Source organism: Shewanella sp. SM55 (genome assembly GCF_025654025.1).
In the GTDB taxonomy this organism is placed as follows: Bacteria; Pseudomonadota; Gammaproteobacteria; order Enterobacterales; family Shewanellaceae; genus Shewanella; species Shewanella oncorhynchi.
Genome location: NZ_JAKKRS010000013.1, coordinates 1 through 20983 on the forward strand (window position 1 = coordinate 1; position 20983 = coordinate 20983).

13 protein-coding genes and 1 rRNA gene are annotated in these 20983 nt (G+C 46.5%); 5 read left to right on the plus strand and 9 right to left on the minus strand.

Features of this window, described 5'->3' with window-relative positions:
- A 16S ribosomal RNA gene (locus L5L91_RS15645) occupies positions 1-300 on the minus strand; the annotation flags it as partial.
- A gap of 647 nt (positions 301-947) precedes the next feature.
- Here L5L91_RS15645 and L5L91_RS15650 point away from each other — a divergent pair.
- Complete coding sequence (locus tag L5L91_RS15650; protein ID WP_113941557.1) at positions 948-1409, plus strand: RNA-binding protein; 462 nt, start codon at positions 948-950, stop codon at positions 1407-1409.
- Between the two features lie 36 nt (positions 1410-1445).
- On the opposite strand, the gene murI is transcribed toward L5L91_RS15650, so the two are convergent.
- Entirely contained in the window at positions 1446-2270 is an 825-nt protein-coding gene (gene murI / locus L5L91_RS15655) for a glutamate racemase (protein WP_263237073.1), read from the minus strand.
- A gap of 222 nt (positions 2271-2492) precedes the next feature.
- Between murI and trmA the strand changes: the two genes are divergently transcribed.
- Positions 2493-3590, plus strand: a complete 1098-nt coding sequence (gene trmA / locus L5L91_RS15660) for a tRNA (uridine(54)-C5)-methyltransferase TrmA (protein ID WP_263237075.1) — start codon at positions 2493-2495, stop codon at positions 3588-3590.
- 107 nt (positions 3591-3697) lie between these two features.
- Here trmA and fabR read toward each other — a convergent pair whose 3' ends face one another.
- Positions 3698-4312 carry an HTH-type transcriptional repressor FabR gene (gene fabR, locus L5L91_RS15665; RefSeq protein ID WP_105251021.1) on the minus strand — a complete coding sequence of 205 codons (615 nt, stop codon included), beginning with the start codon at positions 4310-4312 and terminating at the stop codon, positions 3698-3700.
- A 144-nt stretch (positions 4313-4456) separates the two neighbouring features.
- On the opposite strand from fabR, the gene L5L91_RS15670 reads away from it, so the two are divergent.
- The 3 genes from L5L91_RS15670 to mnmH all read left to right on the plus strand — a co-directional run bounded on the left by L5L91_RS15670 (position 4457) and on the right by mnmH (position 7823).
- A complete protein-coding gene (locus tag L5L91_RS15670; protein WP_028759426.1) occupies positions 4457-5563 on the plus strand; it encodes an acyl-CoA desaturase in 1107 nt (368 codons plus the stop codon).
- Between the two features lie 95 nt (positions 5564-5658).
- Positions 5659-6717 (plus strand): selenide, water dikinase SelD, encoded by a 1059-nt coding sequence (gene selD / locus L5L91_RS15675; protein ID WP_263237076.1) that lies wholly within the window; start codon positions 5659-5661, stop codon positions 6715-6717.
- Entirely contained in the window at positions 6717-7823 is a 1107-nt protein-coding gene (gene mnmH / locus L5L91_RS15680; RefSeq protein ID WP_263237077.1) for a tRNA 2-selenouridine(34) synthase MnmH, read from the plus strand. The genes selD and mnmH overlap by 1 nt, the downstream gene beginning before the upstream one ends.
- Positions 7824-7902: 79 nt before the next feature.
- Here mnmH and L5L91_RS15685 read toward each other — a convergent pair whose 3' ends face one another.
- The 6 genes from L5L91_RS15685 to L5L91_RS15710 form a co-directional block, all read right to left on the minus strand.
- Positions 7903-9765 carry an MFS transporter gene (locus L5L91_RS15685; protein WP_263164016.1) on the minus strand — a complete coding sequence of 621 codons (1863 nt, stop codon included), beginning with the start codon at positions 9763-9765 and terminating at the stop codon, positions 7903-7905.
- Positions 9756-10367, minus strand: coding sequence for a TetR/AcrR family transcriptional regulator (locus tag L5L91_RS15690; protein WP_263143472.1), 612 nt, complete (start codon positions 10365-10367; stop codon positions 9756-9758). Before L5L91_RS15690 ends, L5L91_RS15685 begins: the two co-directional genes overlap by 10 nt.
- A gap of 316 nt (positions 10368-10683) precedes the next feature.
- Positions 10684-11127: a GNAT family N-acetyltransferase gene (locus tag L5L91_RS15695; protein ID WP_263164019.1), complete on the minus strand. Its 444-nt coding sequence runs from the start codon at positions 11125-11127 to the stop codon at positions 10684-10686.
- 7 nt (positions 11128-11134) lie between these two features.
- Positions 11135-11947, minus strand: a complete 813-nt coding sequence (gene cysQ, locus L5L91_RS15700) for a 3'(2'),5'-bisphosphate nucleotidase CysQ (RefSeq protein ID WP_011848162.1) — start codon at positions 11945-11947, stop codon at positions 11135-11137.
- A gap of 120 nt (positions 11948-12067) precedes the next feature.
- Positions 12068-12649, minus strand: coding sequence for an ADP compounds hydrolase NudE (gene nudE / locus L5L91_RS15705; RefSeq protein ID WP_131525220.1), 582 nt, complete (start codon positions 12647-12649; stop codon positions 12068-12070).
- Between the two features lie 236 nt (positions 12650-12885).
- Complete coding sequence (locus L5L91_RS15710; protein WP_263237078.1) at positions 12886-20859, minus strand: Ig-like domain-containing protein; 7974 nt, start codon at positions 20857-20859, stop codon at positions 12886-12888.
- Positions 20860-20983 lie beyond the last annotated feature (124 nt).

Below are 20983 nucleotides of genomic sequence, written 5' to 3' on the forward strand. Positions count from 1 at the left end.
TCTCAGAACAGCTAGGGATCGTCGCCTTGGTGAGCCATTACCTCACCAACTAGCTAATCCCACCTAGGTTCATCCAATCGCGGAAGGCCCGAAGGTCCCCTCCTTTCCCCCGTAGGGCGTATGCGGTATTAGCAGTCGTTTCCAACTGTTATCCCCCTCGACTGGGCAGATCCCTAGGCATTACTCACCCGTCCGCCGCTCGCCGCCTCAGGAGTAAACYCCCTTGCGCTGCCGCTCGACTTGCATGTGTTAGGCCTGCCGCCAGCGTTCAATCTGAGCCATGATCAAACTCTTCAATTAAAGTTTTGTTGCTTCCGTCTTACGACTTCAGCGGCTCAATGAATTCTGATTTTTTGTTCCCACTTAAAAGCAGAAACAAACTGTACATATTACTATGAACACTCATTGTTACATTGATTTAAATTTTTGACTGCCAACCCAGAGGTTAAGCAGTTTCGATTAACTCAACACCTGTGAGTGTCCACACAGATTTGCTTGATAAATTGTTAAAGAGCGTTGACCACACACTGAGTTTTCAGCGGGTCAGGGCTGCGTATTCTACGCATTCCCGTTAATGCGTCAAGTAGTTTTTTCAACTTTCTCAACGCTCATCGTTTAGCTCGCTAATCGATGAACTGCTTGGCTTTCTTTGCTTAACTTGCGTTACGCTGTCTGCCGTGTCAGTGGATGCGCATTATAGGGAGATTGAGAAAGTCCGCAAGGGCTTTTTATCGATCATTGAATCGCACGTCGATATTTTAAACGTTATGTCCATTTTTTAGCTTATAAGCTCTATTTATCGGAGATACGTAAGGTTTTTTATCTAATAATTGATAATTCACGCTCAATATTTCAGCAATGGTCTAGTGTAAAAGTAAATAATTCATTACCATATACTTGCTGTTAACAGTTATTTATCAATTTCCCATTCATCAGAGAGCATTCTTATGCAAAAGTCATTTCTTATTGTCTTGATTGTCGCCATTATTGGCGCAGTAGCACTATCTCAGTTCGCAACGCCATTATCAGCTATTGCTTTTGTCGCTGGCGCTATCATTGCAAGTCTTGTTTTTAAATTTGTTCCAGAGACTTCATCATCTCATGCTTCAGAAGAACAATATGTTGGCCCTACAATGACCTTATATGTAGGTAACCTGCCTTATCGTGTTCATGAGGGTGAAGTAAAAGTACTATTTGGCGAATTTGGTCCAGTAAACTCTGTGCGTTTAGTCAGAGATCGTAAAACGGGTCGTCGTAAAGGTTTTGGTTTTGTGGAAATGTCAGAATCAGGCGCTCAGAAAGCCATGGTTAAACTGAATGACTATAGTTTCCAAGAAAGAACCTTAAAAGTAAGAGAAGCAAAAACACAAGATTCGGAAGCTGCCGACCGTACAGGGACAGACGAGTAGCATCACCGCTTAAACTGTTTTGCTTTATTTTGTAATTTAGTTGGTTGTGGTGATTCGTTCGATAGTTGAAAAGCCACAATCAATTAATGTTGTTGTTAACCCTTCGCTGATTCCCACCTTAGTATAGAAAGCTTGCATCACCGACTCCCTTACAGCTTCTCTCTCATCTGTTACTCTGTGCTCTTCCACAATAAGATTCTGTTGCGTTAAAAGAGTGACAACTCGCTTAGCAATAGCAGCGCCAGAATCCATTAGTTTTACGCCCGCACCGAGCACTTGTTGTAATTCAGCTTTGATCATAGGGAAATGAGTGCAACCTAGTACGAGAACATCCAATTGTGCGGCAACGACTGGTGCGAGTAACTGTGCCAATCTATGCATATCCAACATTCCAGTCGCCACTTTTTGTTCTGCCATCATCACTAATTCAGAGCAACCAAAGAGTTCGACATGGCAATCATCAGCAAATTGGCTGATGAGTTCATGGGTATAATGACGCTTAACTGTGCCTGGTGTAGCCAAGAGTCCAATACGTTTACTCTTAGACATTAGAGCGGCGGGTTTAATGGCGGGGACAACACCTACGACAGGGACTGTAAGATGTGCACGTAATGCCGGTAACACAACAGTACTTGCAGTATTGCAGGCAACGACCACTATCATTGCATTGGTACGAACCACTAGATCGCATACTAATTCGACACAGCCAGAAATTAATACCTGCTCTTCCAACTCACCATAGGGCAACCTAGCGTTATCGAAAAGATAGCAATAGTCGCTATGGGGCAAACTCTTACGGATTTCAGCCAGTACAGATAGGCCACCAATCCCAGAATCAAACACTAATATAGGTCGCGACAAGCGAATCTCCAGTTTCGGATATATAAATAAACTATACAGATTGGACGCATTAACGATTCGATGGCTGCTTTACCGACGGAATCCAGCCAAATACCATAGAACCACATTCAAGTGCGCGGATTTTCCCATAGCTTTGCGAAAACAGCAAAAGCAAGATACTGGACATTCGTGTCACCTAGTATAATATTTGCGCCCCAATTTACAGCAACGGTGAATCAAACAATGAACTTAGCAGCAATGGACCCTCAGACTTATGATGCGCAGTTAGAACACAAGCGTATCAAGCTAGAACAAGCCTTTGCCCAATTTGAAACACCGAGTGTTGAAGTTTTTGCCTCAGAGCCAGCTAACTACCGTATGCGCGCCGAATTCCGCATCTGGCATGATGGTGACGACTTATACTATTACATGTTCGATAAAGTATTGAATGAGAAAGTACGTTGCGATCAATACTTACCAGCTAGCGTACTCATCAATCAAATGATGTCGGCCTTAATCGCCGAGCTGAAACCGAATCCGAGTCTAAGGCACAAATTGTTCCAAGTGGATTTTTTGTCGACCTTAAGCGGCGAGATTTTAGTGTCTTTGCTTTATCACAGGCAGCTTGATGACCAATGGCGCGCCGATGCGGCAGCACTGAAAGCCAAGTTAAGTAGCCAGTTTAACGTCAACATCATCGGCCGTGCCCGTAAGCAAAAAATCGATTTAGATAAAGACTTTGTGGTTGAGTCATTACAAGTAAATGATAAAACCTTCTTATATAAGCAAATCGAGAACAGCTTTACTCAACCGAATGCCAAAGTTTCCGTAAAAATGCTGGAGTGGGCTATCGATGCGACTCAAAACAGTAAGGGGGATTTACTCGAGCTCTACTGTGGTAATGGCAACTTTTCTATCGCACTGGCGCAAAACTTTAATCGCGTATTGGCAACCGAACTCGCTAAGCCTTCAGTCGATGCGGCGCAATACAATATCGAAGTGAATGGTATTGGTAATCTGCAGATTATTCGTATGTCAGCCGAAGACTTTAGCGATGCCATGGCGAAGAAACGCAGCTTTAGACGTTTAGAAGGTATCGATCTTGACAGCTATGTTTGCAACACCATTTTTGTTGACCCACCACGCGCGGGGATTGATCCTGATACGCTGGCGTTAGTCCAAGGTTATGAGCGGATTTTGTATATTTCCTGCAACCCTGAAACCTTAAAAGATAACCTGCAACAACTGAACGAAACCCATAGAGTGACCCGCTTTGCCTTGTTTGATCAGTTCCCTTACACAGATCACATGGAAACGGGTGTACTACTCGAGCGTCGTTAATCACTTCAGATACACTGAGCTCGACTGCATAACACTTAAACGTAAATTCGCTAAAAATAATGGAGCCTTAGGCTCCATTATTTTAGTAAATCTGCATCTCACTCAGATTAGCGGTGTTCAACCTTATGCTGCAAAGCCTCGGCGCCTTTGGCGACCATGCGCAATTGCATGACTAATTGATCGGCAAGAATTTTGCGGTCAGCCCGTTTCATATCTAATGCTGAAGCGCCGGCATTAAACACCAGTGTCACTAAAGCTTCGGCCTGTGCACGAGCTAATAACGGGGTTCGGCCCGCTTTCGCTTCGGTATAGTGAGCCAACTCAGAAATAAAATGTTCAATTTCGCGGGCAACCGCCGCACGGAACGCTGCGGAGGTTCCAGAGCGTTCATGCAATAAAATACGGAATACGTTTGGATTAGAATCAAGCACTTCCATAAAGGTATCAACGGAAATACGGATCACACTGCCACCCACTTCAGCTCGCTGACGGCCTTTACGCATCATCTGCCTTAGGGTTAACCCGCCCTCATCCACCATAGTAAGACCAAGTTCATTCATATCTTTAAAATGGCGATAAAAAGATGTCGGCGCGATATTAGCTTCCCGAGCAACCTCTCGCAAACTCAGACTTGAGAAACTGCGCTCAGCACTTAGCTGATTAAAGGCCGCATCGACTAAAGCTCTGCGAGTTTTCTCTTTTTGCTGTGCTCGAATACCCATTCTTAAATCCGCTAACTGAATGTAATAACGCGATAATACCGCTTTTAGGCATTAAACACAGCCCCATCGTCCTTGACCAAACAATATAGCTAAGCTAAATTAGCTTACAGATGTACGCTCAAAAGCGAATTTTGGAAACCTATAATGAAAAAACCCCCTATCATCTGGCTTAATGTCAGTCTGTTTGCCATCACTTTCCTCAGTGCGGTAATTTTAGTTCCATGGCGCGGTATTGTTCATGGCTATGGTGCCAGTGAATGGATCGCTTTTATTGTTTTAGCCTTTGCCAGTGGCCTGTCAATCACCGCAGGTTATCACAGACTCTGGTCACACAAGGCCTATAAAGCCCATCCGGCGGTGCGTTTTATATATGCCCTTGGTGGTGCTTTAGCATTACAAAACAGTGCATTGCACTGGGCATCTGATCACAGAGTCCACCACAAGCACGTAGATGATAACGACAAGGACCCGTACTCTGCCAAAATGGGATTCTGGTACAGCCATATCGGTTGGATGCTGCGTGAGTATCAGTCGCAACGCTATCACGATTATCAAAATGTGCGTGATCTGCAAAATGACCGTATTGTCATGTGGCAACACAAACATTACCTCGCACTCGTTTTGCTGATGAACATTGGGCTGCCTGCACTGCTTGGTTGGCTCAATGGTGACGTGCTGTCGATGTTATTGATGGCGGGTTTACTGCGTTTAGTGGTGGTGCATCACTGCACTTTCTTTATCAACTCTTTAGCCCACGTGTGGGGCAGCCAGCCTTATACCGATAAGAATACCGCCCGCGATAATGGCTTCTTGGCCATGTTGACCTACGGTGAGGGTTATCATAATTTCCATCATATTTTCGAAAATGATTATCGTAATGGCATTAAATGGTGGCACTACGATCCAACCAAATGGTTGATTAAGTCATTATCTTGGTTGGGATTAGCTAAGGATTTGCGTACGAGTCCACAGGAACGTATCGAGAGCGCACGCTTACAGATGCAGTTATTACGTACCAAGCGGAAGGTTAATAACCTGCCTAATGCCGATGAAATTATTGAAAAAATCCAAGCAGAGTATGAGTTATTAAAGCTACACTTAATGGATTACTATCAAGCACAGAAAACCTTGCTTGAGGCCAAGCGTAAACAACTTGTCGATCAGCAACTATTGCAACAAGTTGAAGAGCTAAAGGCGCGTTTCTTAGTCCAGCAAAAACATTGGCGCAGCCTGACCGCAACTTATAGCTAAGCCACAATTCTGCCCGAAAGTCATACGGCCACCTTGCATGGTGGCCGTATCTGATTATGATGATGCCTTAATCACTTAAATAGGCTGTTGAGATCATGTCAGATTCCCCAGTTACACTCCCAGAATCAATCAAGCTAACAGAATATAGTCATGGCGCAGGTTGTGGCTGCAAAATATCCCCTAAAGTGCTCAGCACTATCTTAGCCTCGCAATTACCTGTATTTACCGATCCAAATCTGCTGGTTGGCAATCAGAGCCGCGACGATGCTGCAGTGTACAAACTCAATGATGACATAGGCATCATTAGCACTACCGATTTTTTTATGCCAATTGTTGACGATCCATTCACCTTCGGTCGTATCGCAGCGACCAATGCGATCAGTGATATTTATGCCATGGGTGGCACGCCTATTATGGCGATTGCAATTTTAGGTTGGCCAATCAATAAACTACCCGCAGAAATCGCACAGCAAGTGGTCGATGGCGGCAGACAAGCCTGCATGGAAGCGGGGATCATGCTAGCCGGTGGTCATAGCATAGACGCACCCGAACCTATTTTTGGCCTCGCGGTTACCGGACAAATTGCCTTAAGTGATTTAAAACAGAATGATACCGCTAAAGCCGGCGATCGTTTATATCTCACTAAACCTATCGGCATTGGTATTTTAACCACAGCGCAAAAACAGAAAAAACTCCGCGATGAAGATAGCCTCATTGCGGTCAATGCTATGTGTCAACTCAATACTATAGGCGCGACCATTGCAAAAATTAGCGGTGTAAATGCCCTGACCGATGTCACTGGTTTTGGACTGGCAGGACACTTACTCGAAATGTGCCAAGGCGCCAACCTCACTGCGAAGCTTAAATTTGATGCAGTGCCATTGTTACCACGCGCCTTAGATTATTTGGCCTTAGGTTGTGTTCCTGGCGGAACTCACCGTAATTACGACAGTTATGGCGAGAATCTCCCTGAACTCAGCGAGCATCAAAAAGCGATACTGTGCGATCCGCAAACCAGCGGTGGTCTGTTAGTTGCCGTCTCGGCCGCAGCTGAAGCGGAATTAATTGCCCTACTCGATGCGAACCACATAACCCCAATCTGCATTGGGTCACTAGAAACACCGACCACTGCAGCGAATGTGGTGTTGTGCTGATGCCAAGCGCTATTGTAGCCGCAGAGCAATATAGGGAGATCTTTCTCAATCAACATCCGATGATGGATGTGCGAGCGCCCATAGAGTTTACTCGAGGTGCGTTTCCCAACTCGACCAACTTGCCCTTGATGCTGGATAGTGAAAGGGAAAAAGTCGGTACTTGTTATAAGCAATTTGGCCAGCAAGCCGCGATTGCATTAGGTCATTCACTAGTGAATGGTCCCATCAAGCAACAGAGAATCGAGGCTTGGGCTAGCTATGTTAAAGCCAATCCTAATGCTTACCTTTATTGCTTTCGCGGCGGCCTGCGCTCGCAACTCACTCAACAATGGCTCAAAGAAGCGGGTGTAGAAGTCCCTTATATTCAGGGTGGCTATAAGGCCATGCGCCAATATCTGATTGGCGTGATTGAAACGACACCGACTCAGCAACCGTTATTGAGTTTGAGCGGGATGACGGGCTGCGGTAAAACCGATTTTCTACTACAGCGTAAAGAAGCGGTTGATCTTGAAGGAATAGCTAATCACAGAGGCTCTAGTTTTGGAAAGAATATCGGCCCACAGCCAACGCAGATTAACTTTGAAAATCAACTCGCCATTGCCTTGCTACAGCACCAAACAAGTGGCGCGGCGTGTTTACTGCTCGAAGATGAAAGCTTCCTGATTGGGCGCTCGGCACTGCCGCAGACATTTTACAATGCCATGCAAGCCGCTAATGTTTTAGTGCTAGAAGAGTCGGACGATGCGAGGCTCGAACGCTTACGCTATGAGTATGTGCATAAAATGTATAGCGGGTTCTGTGAGCGCCTAGGACCGGAAGCAGGTTTTGCGGCTTTCAGTGAATATCTATTACAGAGTTTAGTGAGTATTCGCAAACGTTTAGGCGGAAAACAACATCAAGAACTGCAAGATTTGATGCAACAAGCCCTCGATCAGCAAATTAACCAGAATGACACTTCGCTGCACTTAGTCTGGATAAACCTGTTATTGCACAAGTATTACGATCCTATGTATCAATACCAATTACAGAAAAAGTCTGAACGTGTTCTTTTTAAAGGCTCACATCAAGCGATGCATGAGTGGTTGGATAGTTATCAAACTCAATAAATTGCCCACGCATAAATGAGATAACCGCGAACATTAGATCCGCGGTTATCACTTCACTTTATTTCATACCTTAACGAATTTAAGACTTGCCCAGCAGGCTCGCCACTTGGACTCTCAAAGATTCCTTATTCGCAAGCTTACCATCGACGGCATCCGTTAAATCCACCGACACCCTTGACCAAAAACGCTTGGGCATTTTAGCCAAGGCATGTCCGCCCTTGTGACTAAAGTAAGAACCCCATAATCCGTGCAGTGCCATAGGAATGACTGGCACTGGATCTCTGGCCAAAATCTTATCAATTCCAGGACGAAAATCGCCAAGTTCACCGTCAGGTGTGAGCCGACCCTCAGGGAAAATACATACCAACTCGTCATTGGCGAGCGCGTCATGAATCGCCTCGAAGGCACGGTTATAGGTCTCTTCACTTTGCTTAGGCGAACAGATAGGGATCACACCTGCATGGCGGAACAAATACTTCAATAGAGGAATTTCGCTGATGGATTTATCCATCACAAAGCGGATTGGCCGTGTCGACGCTCCCATAATAATCAATGCATCCACATAACTCACATGGTTACAGACTATGATGCCAGCCCCTTCCTTTGGAATTTTCTCTCGGCCTGTGACTGTCACTCGATACATAACATGGCTAAGTAAGTAACTGATAAATCGTTGTGTAAATTCTGGTACTTGTGAATAAACATAGAGCGCGACGACAGCATTCATCACGGCAAGCAACAGGAATAACTGTGGAATAGTCCAACCTGCAACGCCCAGCAACAGCATAGATAACAGTGCCGAAACCACCATAAACAATGAGTTCATAATGTTATTGGCGGCAATCGCCTGAGCACATTCACCCTTAGGCGAACGAGATTGAATAAACGCATACAGGGGGACGATGAACAAACCGCCGCTAACGCCAATCATAAAGAAATCTAGCATCACGCGATAATGTTGGGACTCGCCAATAAAGACCTTTAATCCATAGACAAAACCAGCATCCACTGGCGCAGGTGGAATAGCCCAAAGCAAATCGACACCAAAGATAGTTAATCCCAATACCCCAAATGGCAGTAAACCGAGTTCCACATGGCCGTAGGAGAAACGTTCACAAACGAAGGAGCCAACAGCAATCCCGATGGAAAACATGCCTAATAATAATGACACCACAGTCGCACCAGAATGCAAATGCAGCTTAGCAAAGTTAGGAAACTGAGTCAGATAGGTCGCGCCTAAAAACCAAAACCAACTGATAGCGAGGATAGCCATCCAGATTGAAGGCGTTTGACGGGCTTTTTTGATGCTACGCCAAGTGCCCGATAACGGCCTGAAACGTATTTTTTCGATGACGCCCTGCGGGGGTAATGCAGGAATCGCTCGGCTCGATAAATATCCTGCAAAGGCTAATACAGCAACAGTAATCGCCGACCAAAGCGTACCGTTTTCATCAGAAACCAAGATCCCCGCACTCAAAGTGCCCACCAGAATCGAGAGAAAAGTGCCCATCTCAACCCAAGCGTTGCCTGTGACTAACTCGTCCTCTTTCAACGCTTGGGGTAACAAGGAATATTTAACCGGACCGAAGTATGCTGACTGGCTACCCGTTAAAAATAACAGTAATAACATCATCATGTAGCTCTCACTCAGAATCGCAATCGCGGCGCTAAACATGATGATGACTTCGAGTAGTTTCAATCGGCGAATGAGTTTAGCCTTATCCATATTATCGGCGACAACACCCGCATGGGCCGAAAAGAGGAAAAATGGCAAAATAAACACCCCAGCCGCCAAGTTCACAAACATATCGACGCTTATGGGTAGGTCTTTCACTTGGCTAAAAGTCACTAATAACAGCAACACATTTTTATAGATGTTGTCATTTAATGCGCCTAAGCACTGAGTCGCAAAATAGGGTAAAAAACGTTTTGTTAGCAGCATGATAGTTCCTTCTGGTAACCCATTCCTTGTAAATAAGCTTGTACGTGACTCTCGAGTAAATCCTGCAGTGATAATGACTCAGCGAAGAGCTTATTATCGAGTGACAGAGAGGTCAGCCCATGAATTCCACCCCATAATACCCGACTCATACTGAGATGCTGCGCCTGCGTAACCTCGGGAAATAGTTGCGCCAATTCACGCTCAATCAGAGTAAATAACCCCGCAATCAATTGCCCTTGCGATTCGGGCAAGGGTTCAGAATCGAGTAATTGCAGCTCAAAAACCAGCTTAAAAGCTTGGCGCTGCTCATGGGCGAATTGACTATACTCCCAAGCCATTGCAATAATTTTACCTAAACTGTCGGCCGCACGAACACCCGTCAATCGATCGTGCAAAGTCCTAAGCGTTGACTCAGAAACCGCCAGTAATAAATAGTTGTAGCTGCCGAAAATATTGATCAAGGTACTAGGGACATAACCAATTTGGCTGGCCACTTTGCGTAAGCTGAGCCCTATGGCACCTTGATCTATCAGTAACTCAGTTGCCGCTTGTATTGCCATCGCGCGAATTTCATCATGGCTGTGTTCTTTTCGTCTGGCCATAGGTCTCATCCCCCGTTGAATAGCAAGAGACTAACAGTAGTCAAAATAAAAAACAACGTTCAAAATAAGTTTGTTTTACGTACAGAAGAGGGTAAATAATGAAGGATATTATTGAAGATGATGGATAAAGATAGGCACTCGAATTAGACTCCCTCAGCAAGCCGAACTGGATCCGTGGGATGACATCACCTAAAAGAGCATAAAAAACGGCGCGCTCAGTCAGCACACCGTCCATTATTTTGATTTAAAAATCATTCTTAATTCAAAGGTGATTTTTATTTGGGGATAATCTTTGGTTCAAAGATAAGCGCGCGATTTAAGGCCTGCGATAAGTCATCACAACCCTATCTGCGCCATCGCCAAAATAATCGGCCTCAAAAGTTGAATCAATGAAACCTAAATGCTGATATAAGCCATGGGCAGGGTTACTCGGATCAACGGTTAAACACACCCGCTCAACTGACACGGGCAACTCGGCTAAACATTGTTGCATCAAACGCTTGCCGAATCCCTTCCCGCGAGCATTTTCACTCACTGCGACAGATAATATCCACATGCAGCTAGGATCGCTACTCTGGGCACTGAGCAAATAGCCTTGTAGCTGATTATCTGCATCCACGGCCACTAAAAATTGCTCTGGCCAACAATCAAATCCCTGACGGAAGAAAAAATCGGGATAGCTGTGCTCACCAAAAATGGCCTGTTCGAGCTGATAAACTGCGAATAACTCTGACTTTAATACCGGACGTATAGACTGCATTTGAAAATCATTCACCTATTAAAATCTTATCCCACTCTAAGTTGGGTGCGCCAACTACGATGAAGTTAGGGTTTTCTAAGCTCTCGCGCTCATTGTAGGTTAACGGTTGCAGCTCAGTATCCATCAGCTGTCCACCCGCTTCCTCGACGATAATTTGCGCAGCTCCCGTGTCCCACTCACCCGTTGGTCCGACTCGTACATAACAATCAGCACGACCTTCGGCGACAAGACAGCTCTTCAACGCTGCCCCCCCCATCACGACTAACTCGCAGTGTTTGGGATGGTTGAATAGGGTCAACACAGATTGAGGGTCCTGACGGCGACTTACGGCTAATCTTAGGGATACCTTTTCACGGTGCTCAATTTGGCGACTGCTAATACGCACTTCTTGTTTATCCGTGCGCTTGTACGCCCCTAAACCAGCAATAGCGTAATAACACACTTGCGTCATCGGCACATAAACTACACCCATCACGGGACGATTGTGTTCCACCAGCGCAATAATGACTGAAAAATCACCACTGCCGGCGATAAACTCCCCCGTACCATCGAGCGGATCCACCAACCAATAGCGCTTCCAAGATTCACGCACACTCAACGGAATGTCAGCGGCTTCTTCAGATAACACAGGAATATCAGGCGTTAAGGCGGTTAATCGGTCACAAATGATCTTGTTCGCCGCTAAATCTGCGGAAGTGACAGGGGTATTGTCAGACTTCATTTCTCGCTCAAAATTACCTTTGAGATAAATATCACGGATAGTTATCCCTGCATCGGTCGCAATCGCAATAACTTCGTCGATCAACTCTTCTGGCTTCATAACAACTCCAATCGCCTGCTGAGCGAATGTTTTGCAAGCGTGCAAACTCTGAACGCTTAAAAGGAAAAAGATTATTTAAGTTATATACCCAAGCTACCTGAATATACGAGTTTCAGTGCGTTAAATGCCCTTTAAACCCTGCATCTTCTGGATGTTTAGGTATAAATATTTTTGCGCCAAAAACAACGCACTCACACTACGGGATTCAGAAAAATCGACATCATCGAGCAAGGCTTCCCAATCGGCGAGCGCCCAAGGCACCACATCAATTGGCTCGGGCTCATCACCTTCAAGGCGACTCTCATACAGATCTTCTGCAAGAAAAATTTGCATCTTACTAGAGAAATAACCCGGAGCTAGGCTGAGTTCTTTCAGTAAGGTGAGCTTATTCGCTCCAAAGCCAATTTCTTCCTGTAATTCACGATTAGCAGCTTCTATTGCTGTCTCACCGGGATCGATCAAACCTTTTGGGAAACCGAGTTCGTAATTATCAGTTCCTGCAGCATATTCGCGTGCCAGTAGCATTTTCCCTTGATGAATAGGCACTATCATCACAGCGCCACGACTACCGCCTTTCATGCGCTCATATTGGCGCTCTACACCATTGGAGAACTTAAGATGCACTTGCTCAATTTGAAATAATCGGCTTCTCGCGACAACTTCGGTATGCAATATTTCCGGCTTATTCTGCCGTTGCGACATAACTGCCTCTGGATAAAAAAGCGATAAATTAAATAAGGTAAGTGACAATCTTACTATCCTGTCTTTAATCTACAACCTGAATTTATTACATGCTCCTAATGGTAAGCCACAAATCCTTTGCGATATGCATCACAAACCCAGCCCAGCCTTAAGTGAACACCTTCAAAATATTCTCAAATATGATGTTTTTATTGGATAGTAAAAAGGGGCGAATGCCCCTTTTGATATGCTAACGCTTAAAATTGATATCGTAGATTGAGCTGGTAACTGAGGAAATCATTAGGCTCGATATCCACATATTGATATCCCAAACCTACAGACCATGACTCACTAAATTGATAGCTAAAACGCACGCCCGCATACCAATCTGTACCATCAAGCTCTGTAGTTAAACGGCTATTGCCCATAGTGCTACTGATATCCGCTTGCCACCTAAACAACCCGATGGGTACTTCGAACCGCCAAGCTTCATGTTGGAGTAAAGTGAAGCGTAATCCCAGCATGACACCATCGGCCAGAACTGGCGTCACGGCTTTGACCTGCTCATGATATTGCTCAGGGGTGAGACTTGCGCCCTCAATCCTCGCAGTCCCATTACCAAAGTCGGCATAGCCTAATTCGATGGCAACATAGGGAGTCCATTGATAACCGATACTCACACCCAAAGCAGTATCTTTATCATCAACCGATGTTACAAAGCCTGCCCCCGCTTGTGGCTGTAGATCTCGCCTGCTGCTATCAACCTGAGCTTGCCCGACAAATCCCTCGACATACCAGTTATCAGCCGCATTTGCTTGATTAACAGAGCCTACGAGCAACACAGTGCCCAAGACTAATTTATGTAATTCCTTACGGCGAATTAAACCCATTGTAAGAATCAAACCTAATGCCCATAAGGACATACTGCCTCCACCCGACTTGTTATCTATCACCACATCTTGGTATGCCTTAACTGTGATTAACGCTTGCCCAGTTGCTTCGCCGCCCAATCCATCACTAATCTGATAACTCACAGTATCTACTCCATCAAATCCAGTTTTAGGGATATAACGTAGCTTATTAGATTCAACAGAAACCGTTCCTTGCTGCGCGGTTGCGCTGACTAAGGTTAAAACGTTGCCATCGGGATCACTGTCATTACTCAACACATCGAGTAACAAGCTCGTTCTGTCATCTATGGCAGCACTATCGTTCACTGTCGTAGGTGCTGTATTGCCATTAACAATCACAGTCAACTCACTACTCGCAGTACCACCTTTACCATCGGTAATACTATACACCAGCACATCTGTACCGATGAAATCGGTTGCTGGCGTGTAACTTAACTGCTGATTAGCCAAGATAACTACAGTTCCGAACTCGCTGGTGACTTGCGTTACCGTCAAGGCATCACCATCGATATCCGTATCATTGGCGAGCACATCGACATCGAGACTCTGATTCCAAGGTAAAGATGCCGTATCTGAGTTCGCCACAGGTAAATGGTTACCATTGAGTATCACTGACACGCCACTTGGGTCGACGATAGTACGGTTAGCCACACCATCATCATCGTTTGGCCCACCATCTTCTATGGTTAACTGCACACACCAATGGCCTTCAGTTAGTCCAGAAGTCCAACGATTATCTCCAGGAGGAGGGCAGAAACCACGCTCACCTTCACTACTGGCGACACTATTACGCGCATCAATCACAAAATCCTTCCAACCATTTTGGGCTTGATACTTACGATATACCGCATTGGCAGGAACTGGCGAACGTTGTGGTATCACCAGACTGTAACTCTGCCCTTGTTGCGGTAGTCCTGTAGCAATGAAGTCAAAAATCCCCCCCACATTGGCCGCGATACTGTCTTCAGGAACCAGATTAGGTAATAGTTGAATACCACTTTGCTCTTGCATCAGTGCAATATTACCTAAGCGTAAGCACACGCCCGCTTGCCCCTCTGCCAAGAAGTACACAGGCTGCAACTCACCTTCAGGCATCACGTTACAATCATTGATTGCATCCAAGTAATCTGGAATGCCATCGCGGTCTGTATCGGTAAATCCCTCTTGGTTATCAGGGATCAAATCACCGTCGGTATCAGTCCCCGTCAGAGGTGGCAAAGATGGGCGCACAACAATATAAACTTTCTCCGTGGTAGACAGCGCGGGTAAGCCGCTATCCGTCACAGTCAGGCTCACAGGATAAATGCCCGGCAAGACCTCTGTCGGCAAGAAGAACATCCCCGCATCATCGGACTGCAAGTTCAGCGCGCCACTCGACCATACAGATGTCAAAGTATCGTTCATGTTGGCATCGCTAATCTGCGCATGAATATGAACCTCGCCACCATTTTGTGCCACGATCAACTGACGTTCACCCGCTTGAGTCACCTCAAGAGTCACACTCGGGGCAATGTTAGCCTCAGTGATCGACACTTGTGTTTGCTTCTTGCTGCCTAAATTCAAACTTGGATCTAGGCTGATCAACACATCTTCTTCAGCCTCAACTTCCCCATCCTCTATGGTTCTAAAGTGAATATGGGCCAATGTACCTGAAGTAATCTCCACTACCGCATCGACTAAGTCATGATCATTGCTGTCCGCGGAACCTGCAACCGTATAAGGAACTGATATTGGATACTCAGGCGCTACACCGTTTAAGTGAATACTAACAACAACCTCATTACCCTCACCCACGACTTGATCTTTACTCAAGGAAATTAATGGATGCACTTTTACTTTCTGAGCTTTAGTCGCTTTGTTGCCATCACGATCTACGGCTTGCCAGTAAGCAAGGTAACTACCAGGGGCAAAGAATAAACGCTTATCAACCAAAGAAACGGGCAGTGGATGACCATTACGATCAACGGCCTTCGCAAACCCTAGATCCACCCGAGTGAACAAGCCTGTTGCATTAACCTCAACATCACTAGGTACAGTAATAACAGGTAAATTGTCAGCCTCCCCACCTTCTACCAGTAAGTTGACTTTTGCACTTGCGCGCCCTTTCTGACCATCACTAATGGTATAACGAAGTGCGACCGGGCCAACATAAGCTGCAGGGGCAGTAAATATGAGTCCATCAGCAGTAATCTGCACACTACCTATGTCTGCTGCCGCGCCATCGATAGTCAAAGTATCACCGTCCACATCAACATCATTCTCTAGCGCAGCTAGTGTGTATTTATCATCCGCGGTGCTGGCTAGAGTGTAATTATCATCGACAGCTTGTGGGTCATCATTCACTGGCGTGACATTAATGGTGATAGTTGCAGGCTCAGAACTCAGTTCAGCATCCTTAGCAATAAAGCTTATCTGATCTGCACCGTTGAAATCTTTCTCCGGTGTGTATAACCACACAGTTCCATGCTGCTCCAAAGTGCCCGACCCAGGTTGGCTCACCACTTCATAGGTAAGAGGATCACTATCTGCATCCTCCCCAGTAAGCGTGATCATCACAGAGCTATCTTCCTCTAAGGTCACACTTGCACTCGTCGCAACAGGCGCATCGTTAACGTTAGTCACTGTGATACTAAAGCTTTGCTCAGCCGTTAAGCCATCCGTGTCCGTCACTCGTAAGGTGACCGCATGACTGCCCACATCAGCATTGCCAGGCGTGCCACTGAGTAACCCTGTCGCCGCGTTGAAGCTCAACCAGCTTGGTATCGTCACCGCACTAAATGTCAGTACGTCGTCCACATCGACATCTGTAGCGGCAAAGGTATAGCTGTAAACAGCCTCTTGCACTGCGGCCATAGTTGCTGTTGAAGTGATGGTAGGTGCGTCGTTGCTATTAGTGACTGTAATACTAAACGATTGATCTGCTGTTAATCCGTCAGCGTCCGTCACTCGCAGTAACACAGCATGACTACCTACATCCGCATTGCTCGGCGTACCACTGAGTAAACCTGTCACCGAGTTGAAACTCAACCAGCTCGGTTTGGTCACTACACTGAGGGTTAACACAGCACCCACATCTAAGTCTGTAGCTATCACTGTGTAACTGTAAGCTATATCTTGAGTTGCTGTAGTGATGGCTGGAGAGCTAATCACAGGTGCATCGTTGACGTTGGTCACAATAACCATGAAGGATTGGTCAGCCGTTAAGCCATCAGTGTCTGTCACCCTCAGCGTCACAGGGTGAGAACCCACATCAGCATTAGTAGGCGTGCCGCTTAATACACCAGTCGCGACGTTGAAGCTTAGCCAGCTAGGCTTAGTTATCGCGCTTAACGTAAGTACATCGCCCACATCAGCATCCGCAGCCGTAAAGATGTAGCTATACGCTGCATCTTGGGTCGCTGCAGTCATAGCCATAGAACTAATCGTCGGTGCATCGTTGACGTTCGTCACAGTTAAATTAAACGCTGGTAGACTCGCGGATAAAGTGCCATCAGAAACGCTGATAACAATTCCGTTAGTCACACCAACATCTTGATTTAATGGAATACCAGACAACATGCCTGTCGCGGTATTAAACGTTGCCCACGTAGGTTTATTACTAATACTAAAGCTAAGTGTATCTCCCACAGAGTCAGACGCTGTTGGCGTAAACTGGTACGAAGCATCCTGATTAACTATTAATATCGGCGAACCACTAATAGTCGGTGCACCATTTGGCGTCACAGAGTTACTCGCACTTGAAGCATTACCACTTCCCACAGTATTCGCCGCAGTAACACTAAATGTATAGGCCGTACCATTTGAAAGCCCTGTAACTGTAATTGGAGATCCTGCTCCCGAACCCGTAAAACCACCGGGGCTAGATGTCACTGTATAAGCCGTAATTGATGAACCGCCATTAAATATCGGTGCAGTGAAGCTAACAACCGCTTGGCTATCCCCAGCGATTGCGGCTCCTATGGTTGGCGCTCCAGCCACGACAGCATTTACCGCAAAGGTTCTGCTCACCTGTGTAGCAGGTAAATAGCTACTATTACCTGCTTGATCTGCATTAATAGTACAGCTACCTGCCGTAACAAAGGTCAGCGCACCACCGGAGGTAATAGTACAAACGCCCGTAGTGGATGAAGTAAAGACAGGTGTTAAGCCTGAATCAGCTGTAGCCGTTAATGTTGGCGTAGTGCCAAAGTTCTGTGCACTTGGGGCAGCAAAAGTGATGGTCTGGATTGCTGCAGGTGTTATCTGATTGGATGCAACCGATGCAGAGCCAGTACCCGCCACATTATCGGCAGTTACAGTAAAGGTGTACGCTTGGCCATTGGTTAAACCGGTCACCACAATCGGAGATGAACCACCGTGTACAGGAACGACATCCGCCGGGTTTACCGTCACTGTATAACCAGTAATCGCCGAGCCACCAATATTCACTGGGGCAACAAAGGCAACACTGGCCTGGGTATCACCGGCGATTGCAGTCCCTATGGTTGGTGCACCGGGAACTACGGGGCTAACGCTGAAAGACTGGCTCACCTGCGGTGCAGCCAGGAAAGACAAATCGCCCGCCTGATCCGCATTGACCGTACAGGTTCCTGTCGTTATAAAGGTCAACACACCGCCACTGGTAATAGTACAAACACTGGTGGTAGATGAGGTGAAAGTGACAACATAACCACCACCTGCCGATGAGCTTGCGGTCAGCGTTGGCGAAGTACCAAAGTTCCGTGTTCCTGGATTAGCAAAGGTAATCGTCTGTGGTGATGCCGGAATGATCGAGTTGGAAGCTGCCGATGCTGCACCCGTCCCTGCTGAGTTGGTCGCGGTTACCGTAAAAGTATAGGCCACTCCGTTAGTCAACCCAGTCACAGTAATCGGCGAACTGGAACCCGTACCGGTTGCACCACCTGGATTAGCGGTGACGGTGTAACCGCTGGCAATAATCGCAGCCCCACCCGTACTGGCTGGTGCAGTAAATGTCACCGTTGCTTCAGTATCACCTACAGTGGCAGTGCCGATGGTTGGTGCATCAGGAACTATCGCATTCACAGTAAAAGTCTGGGTTACTGTAGTGGCTGCATTCCACGCCGTATTACCAGCCTGAACCGCATCAATAGTACAACTACCGGCAGTCACAAACGTCAAGGTGCCGCCGCTAGTAATAGTACAAACACCAGTTGTGGATGAGGTAAAGCTCACTGCAAGTGCGGATGTTGCACTGGCCGTTGAACTCAAGTCAGGTGCAGTACCAAAGTTTTGTGCACTGGGGTTAGGAAAAGTAATGGTTTGATTACCTTTGGGTGTAGCCGAGTTGGAGGCAACAGAGACAACGCTGTCACCGACCCCATTTGTTGCTTTCACTGTAAAGGTATAGGCAGTACCGTTAGTTAAGCCAGTCACGACAATCGGTGATGTTGTAAAACCATTGCCACCGGCAGTGATATTTCCCGGGTTAGAGGTCACGGTATAACCTGTGATTGCAGAGCCACCATTATTTACAGGGGCCGTAAAGGCTATAGAAACCTGCCCGTCTCCCGCTGTCGCGGTACCAATCGTTGGAGCATCAGATACTGTTGGAATCGCTACTGTGTGGGTTGCCCCACTGGTATAAGCCACAGGACCAGCATTACCCGCCCCATCGACAATATTGGTTGATGCATTGAGGTTTACTTTGATAGTACCGTTGCCAACAATACCACTCACAGTAACCGTGAAACTGGAACCAGACCCGGAGACACTGGCAATAGTGCCATTGGCTGTTCCGGTAATTCCTAACGCAAAGTCGTCGGTTGAAACGCCGGTCACCGATTCATTAAAGGTCACAGTGAAATTCACACTGGTAGCGGCCGCCGTTGGACTCCCGCTTACCACAATGCTGGATACCGAAGGTGCAACACCATCAATAACCAAGGCTTTATTGTTACCTAATGAATTGGCTGCACCCGGTGAAGCCAGGGTCAAGGTCGCGTCATTACCCGCAGCGTCCCTGATAGTTCCCCCGCCCAATGCCAGCGAACTGGTAGCTACATAATCAAGGTCACCGGAAATATCCCCAGCCTGAACGGTATAGTTAAATGTCAGCGTAGAGGTGCCACTACCGCTCGCATAGTTGATTGTCCGGTCGGTTGCACCCGTCTCCAATGTTAGTTGTGGAGTGCCGGTCACGGTTACGGCTTCACTGAAGTTGACCTGCACATCAATCGAATTCCCCGTGTTATAGGTTCCATTAGCTGTACTGGAATTTACTGATGTCACTGTGGGCACCACGCCATCAATAACCAGCGCTTTATTATTACCCAGTGAATTTGCAGCACCGGGGCTAGCAAGTGTGAGGATGGCATTGTTGCCTGCTGCATCGCGAATAGTACTGCCATTCAAAGCCAGGGCAGTGGTCGTGGTGTAATCCAAATCAGCAGTGACATCACCCGCCTGTACGGTATAGGTAAACGTCAGGGTGCTGCTGTTGGTGCCGCCGGTATAGTTGATCATTCTGTCGGTAGTACCTGTTTCCAGGGTTAATTGCGGAGTGCCGCTGGCCACAATCACGTTTTCACTGAAATTCACCTGGATGCTGATTGGATCACCCACTTTATAGGTGCCATCTGAAGTACTGGAGGTGACGGAAGTTACCGTGGGCGGTGTAGTATCAGGCATGCGTGGGCTGGTAATTTCTATGTCATCTACGGCAATCTGCAAACCAGTATTGACCGTAATTCGAACACCGTATATGCCGTCAAAATCTGTATTACCGGATACACTGAAAGTTCCATAGTTGTTAAACGGAACACTATTTAAAGTAACTGCAGCCCCCGCCGGAGAAAACGAGCTATCAAGCGCCTGGAGAGTAAAGTTATAGCTTGTCGCAGTAATACTATCTCCACTAGCTACCTTAATTGTCGTGAGATCAAATATTCCTTGATTGGCACGTAATTCGAGCCACTCTGGCGTATAACCGTTAACCGCCCCTATGCGCACAAAAGGAGCGCTGGTAGCACCTGTCATCCCTGTCGTCTGGTTGCGCATGGTAAAGTTCTGTGAACTGGGGTCAGAGTTGTTCTTCGCGTAGATGTCAAAGCCACTACTTAAATGGTTAGTTACGGAGATCAGACCACCAGGAGTCTGACCAGTGGTTGCACCTGCAATAATTCCGTTGCTTATGATTGCATCCCAACCGATAGTGCCGTCAACACCGTTATTTACCAGCGTCGCGAAAGCAGCTCGCGGCGTTAGTAACATCATCACGATGGCAAGCCAAAATAATTTATGCCATTTATTGTGGGAGGTGTTGGCAAATGGTTTGGTCTTATCGAGGTTGGTACGCAACATGGTATTTCCTTGAAAATTCATTAACGATATTTACATTACAAAAATTTCCGAATCGCATTAAGCAGCTCACTTATCGATCCAGGAACTTACCTTCCGCACTCTTTAACCGTTTGCTTTAACAAAT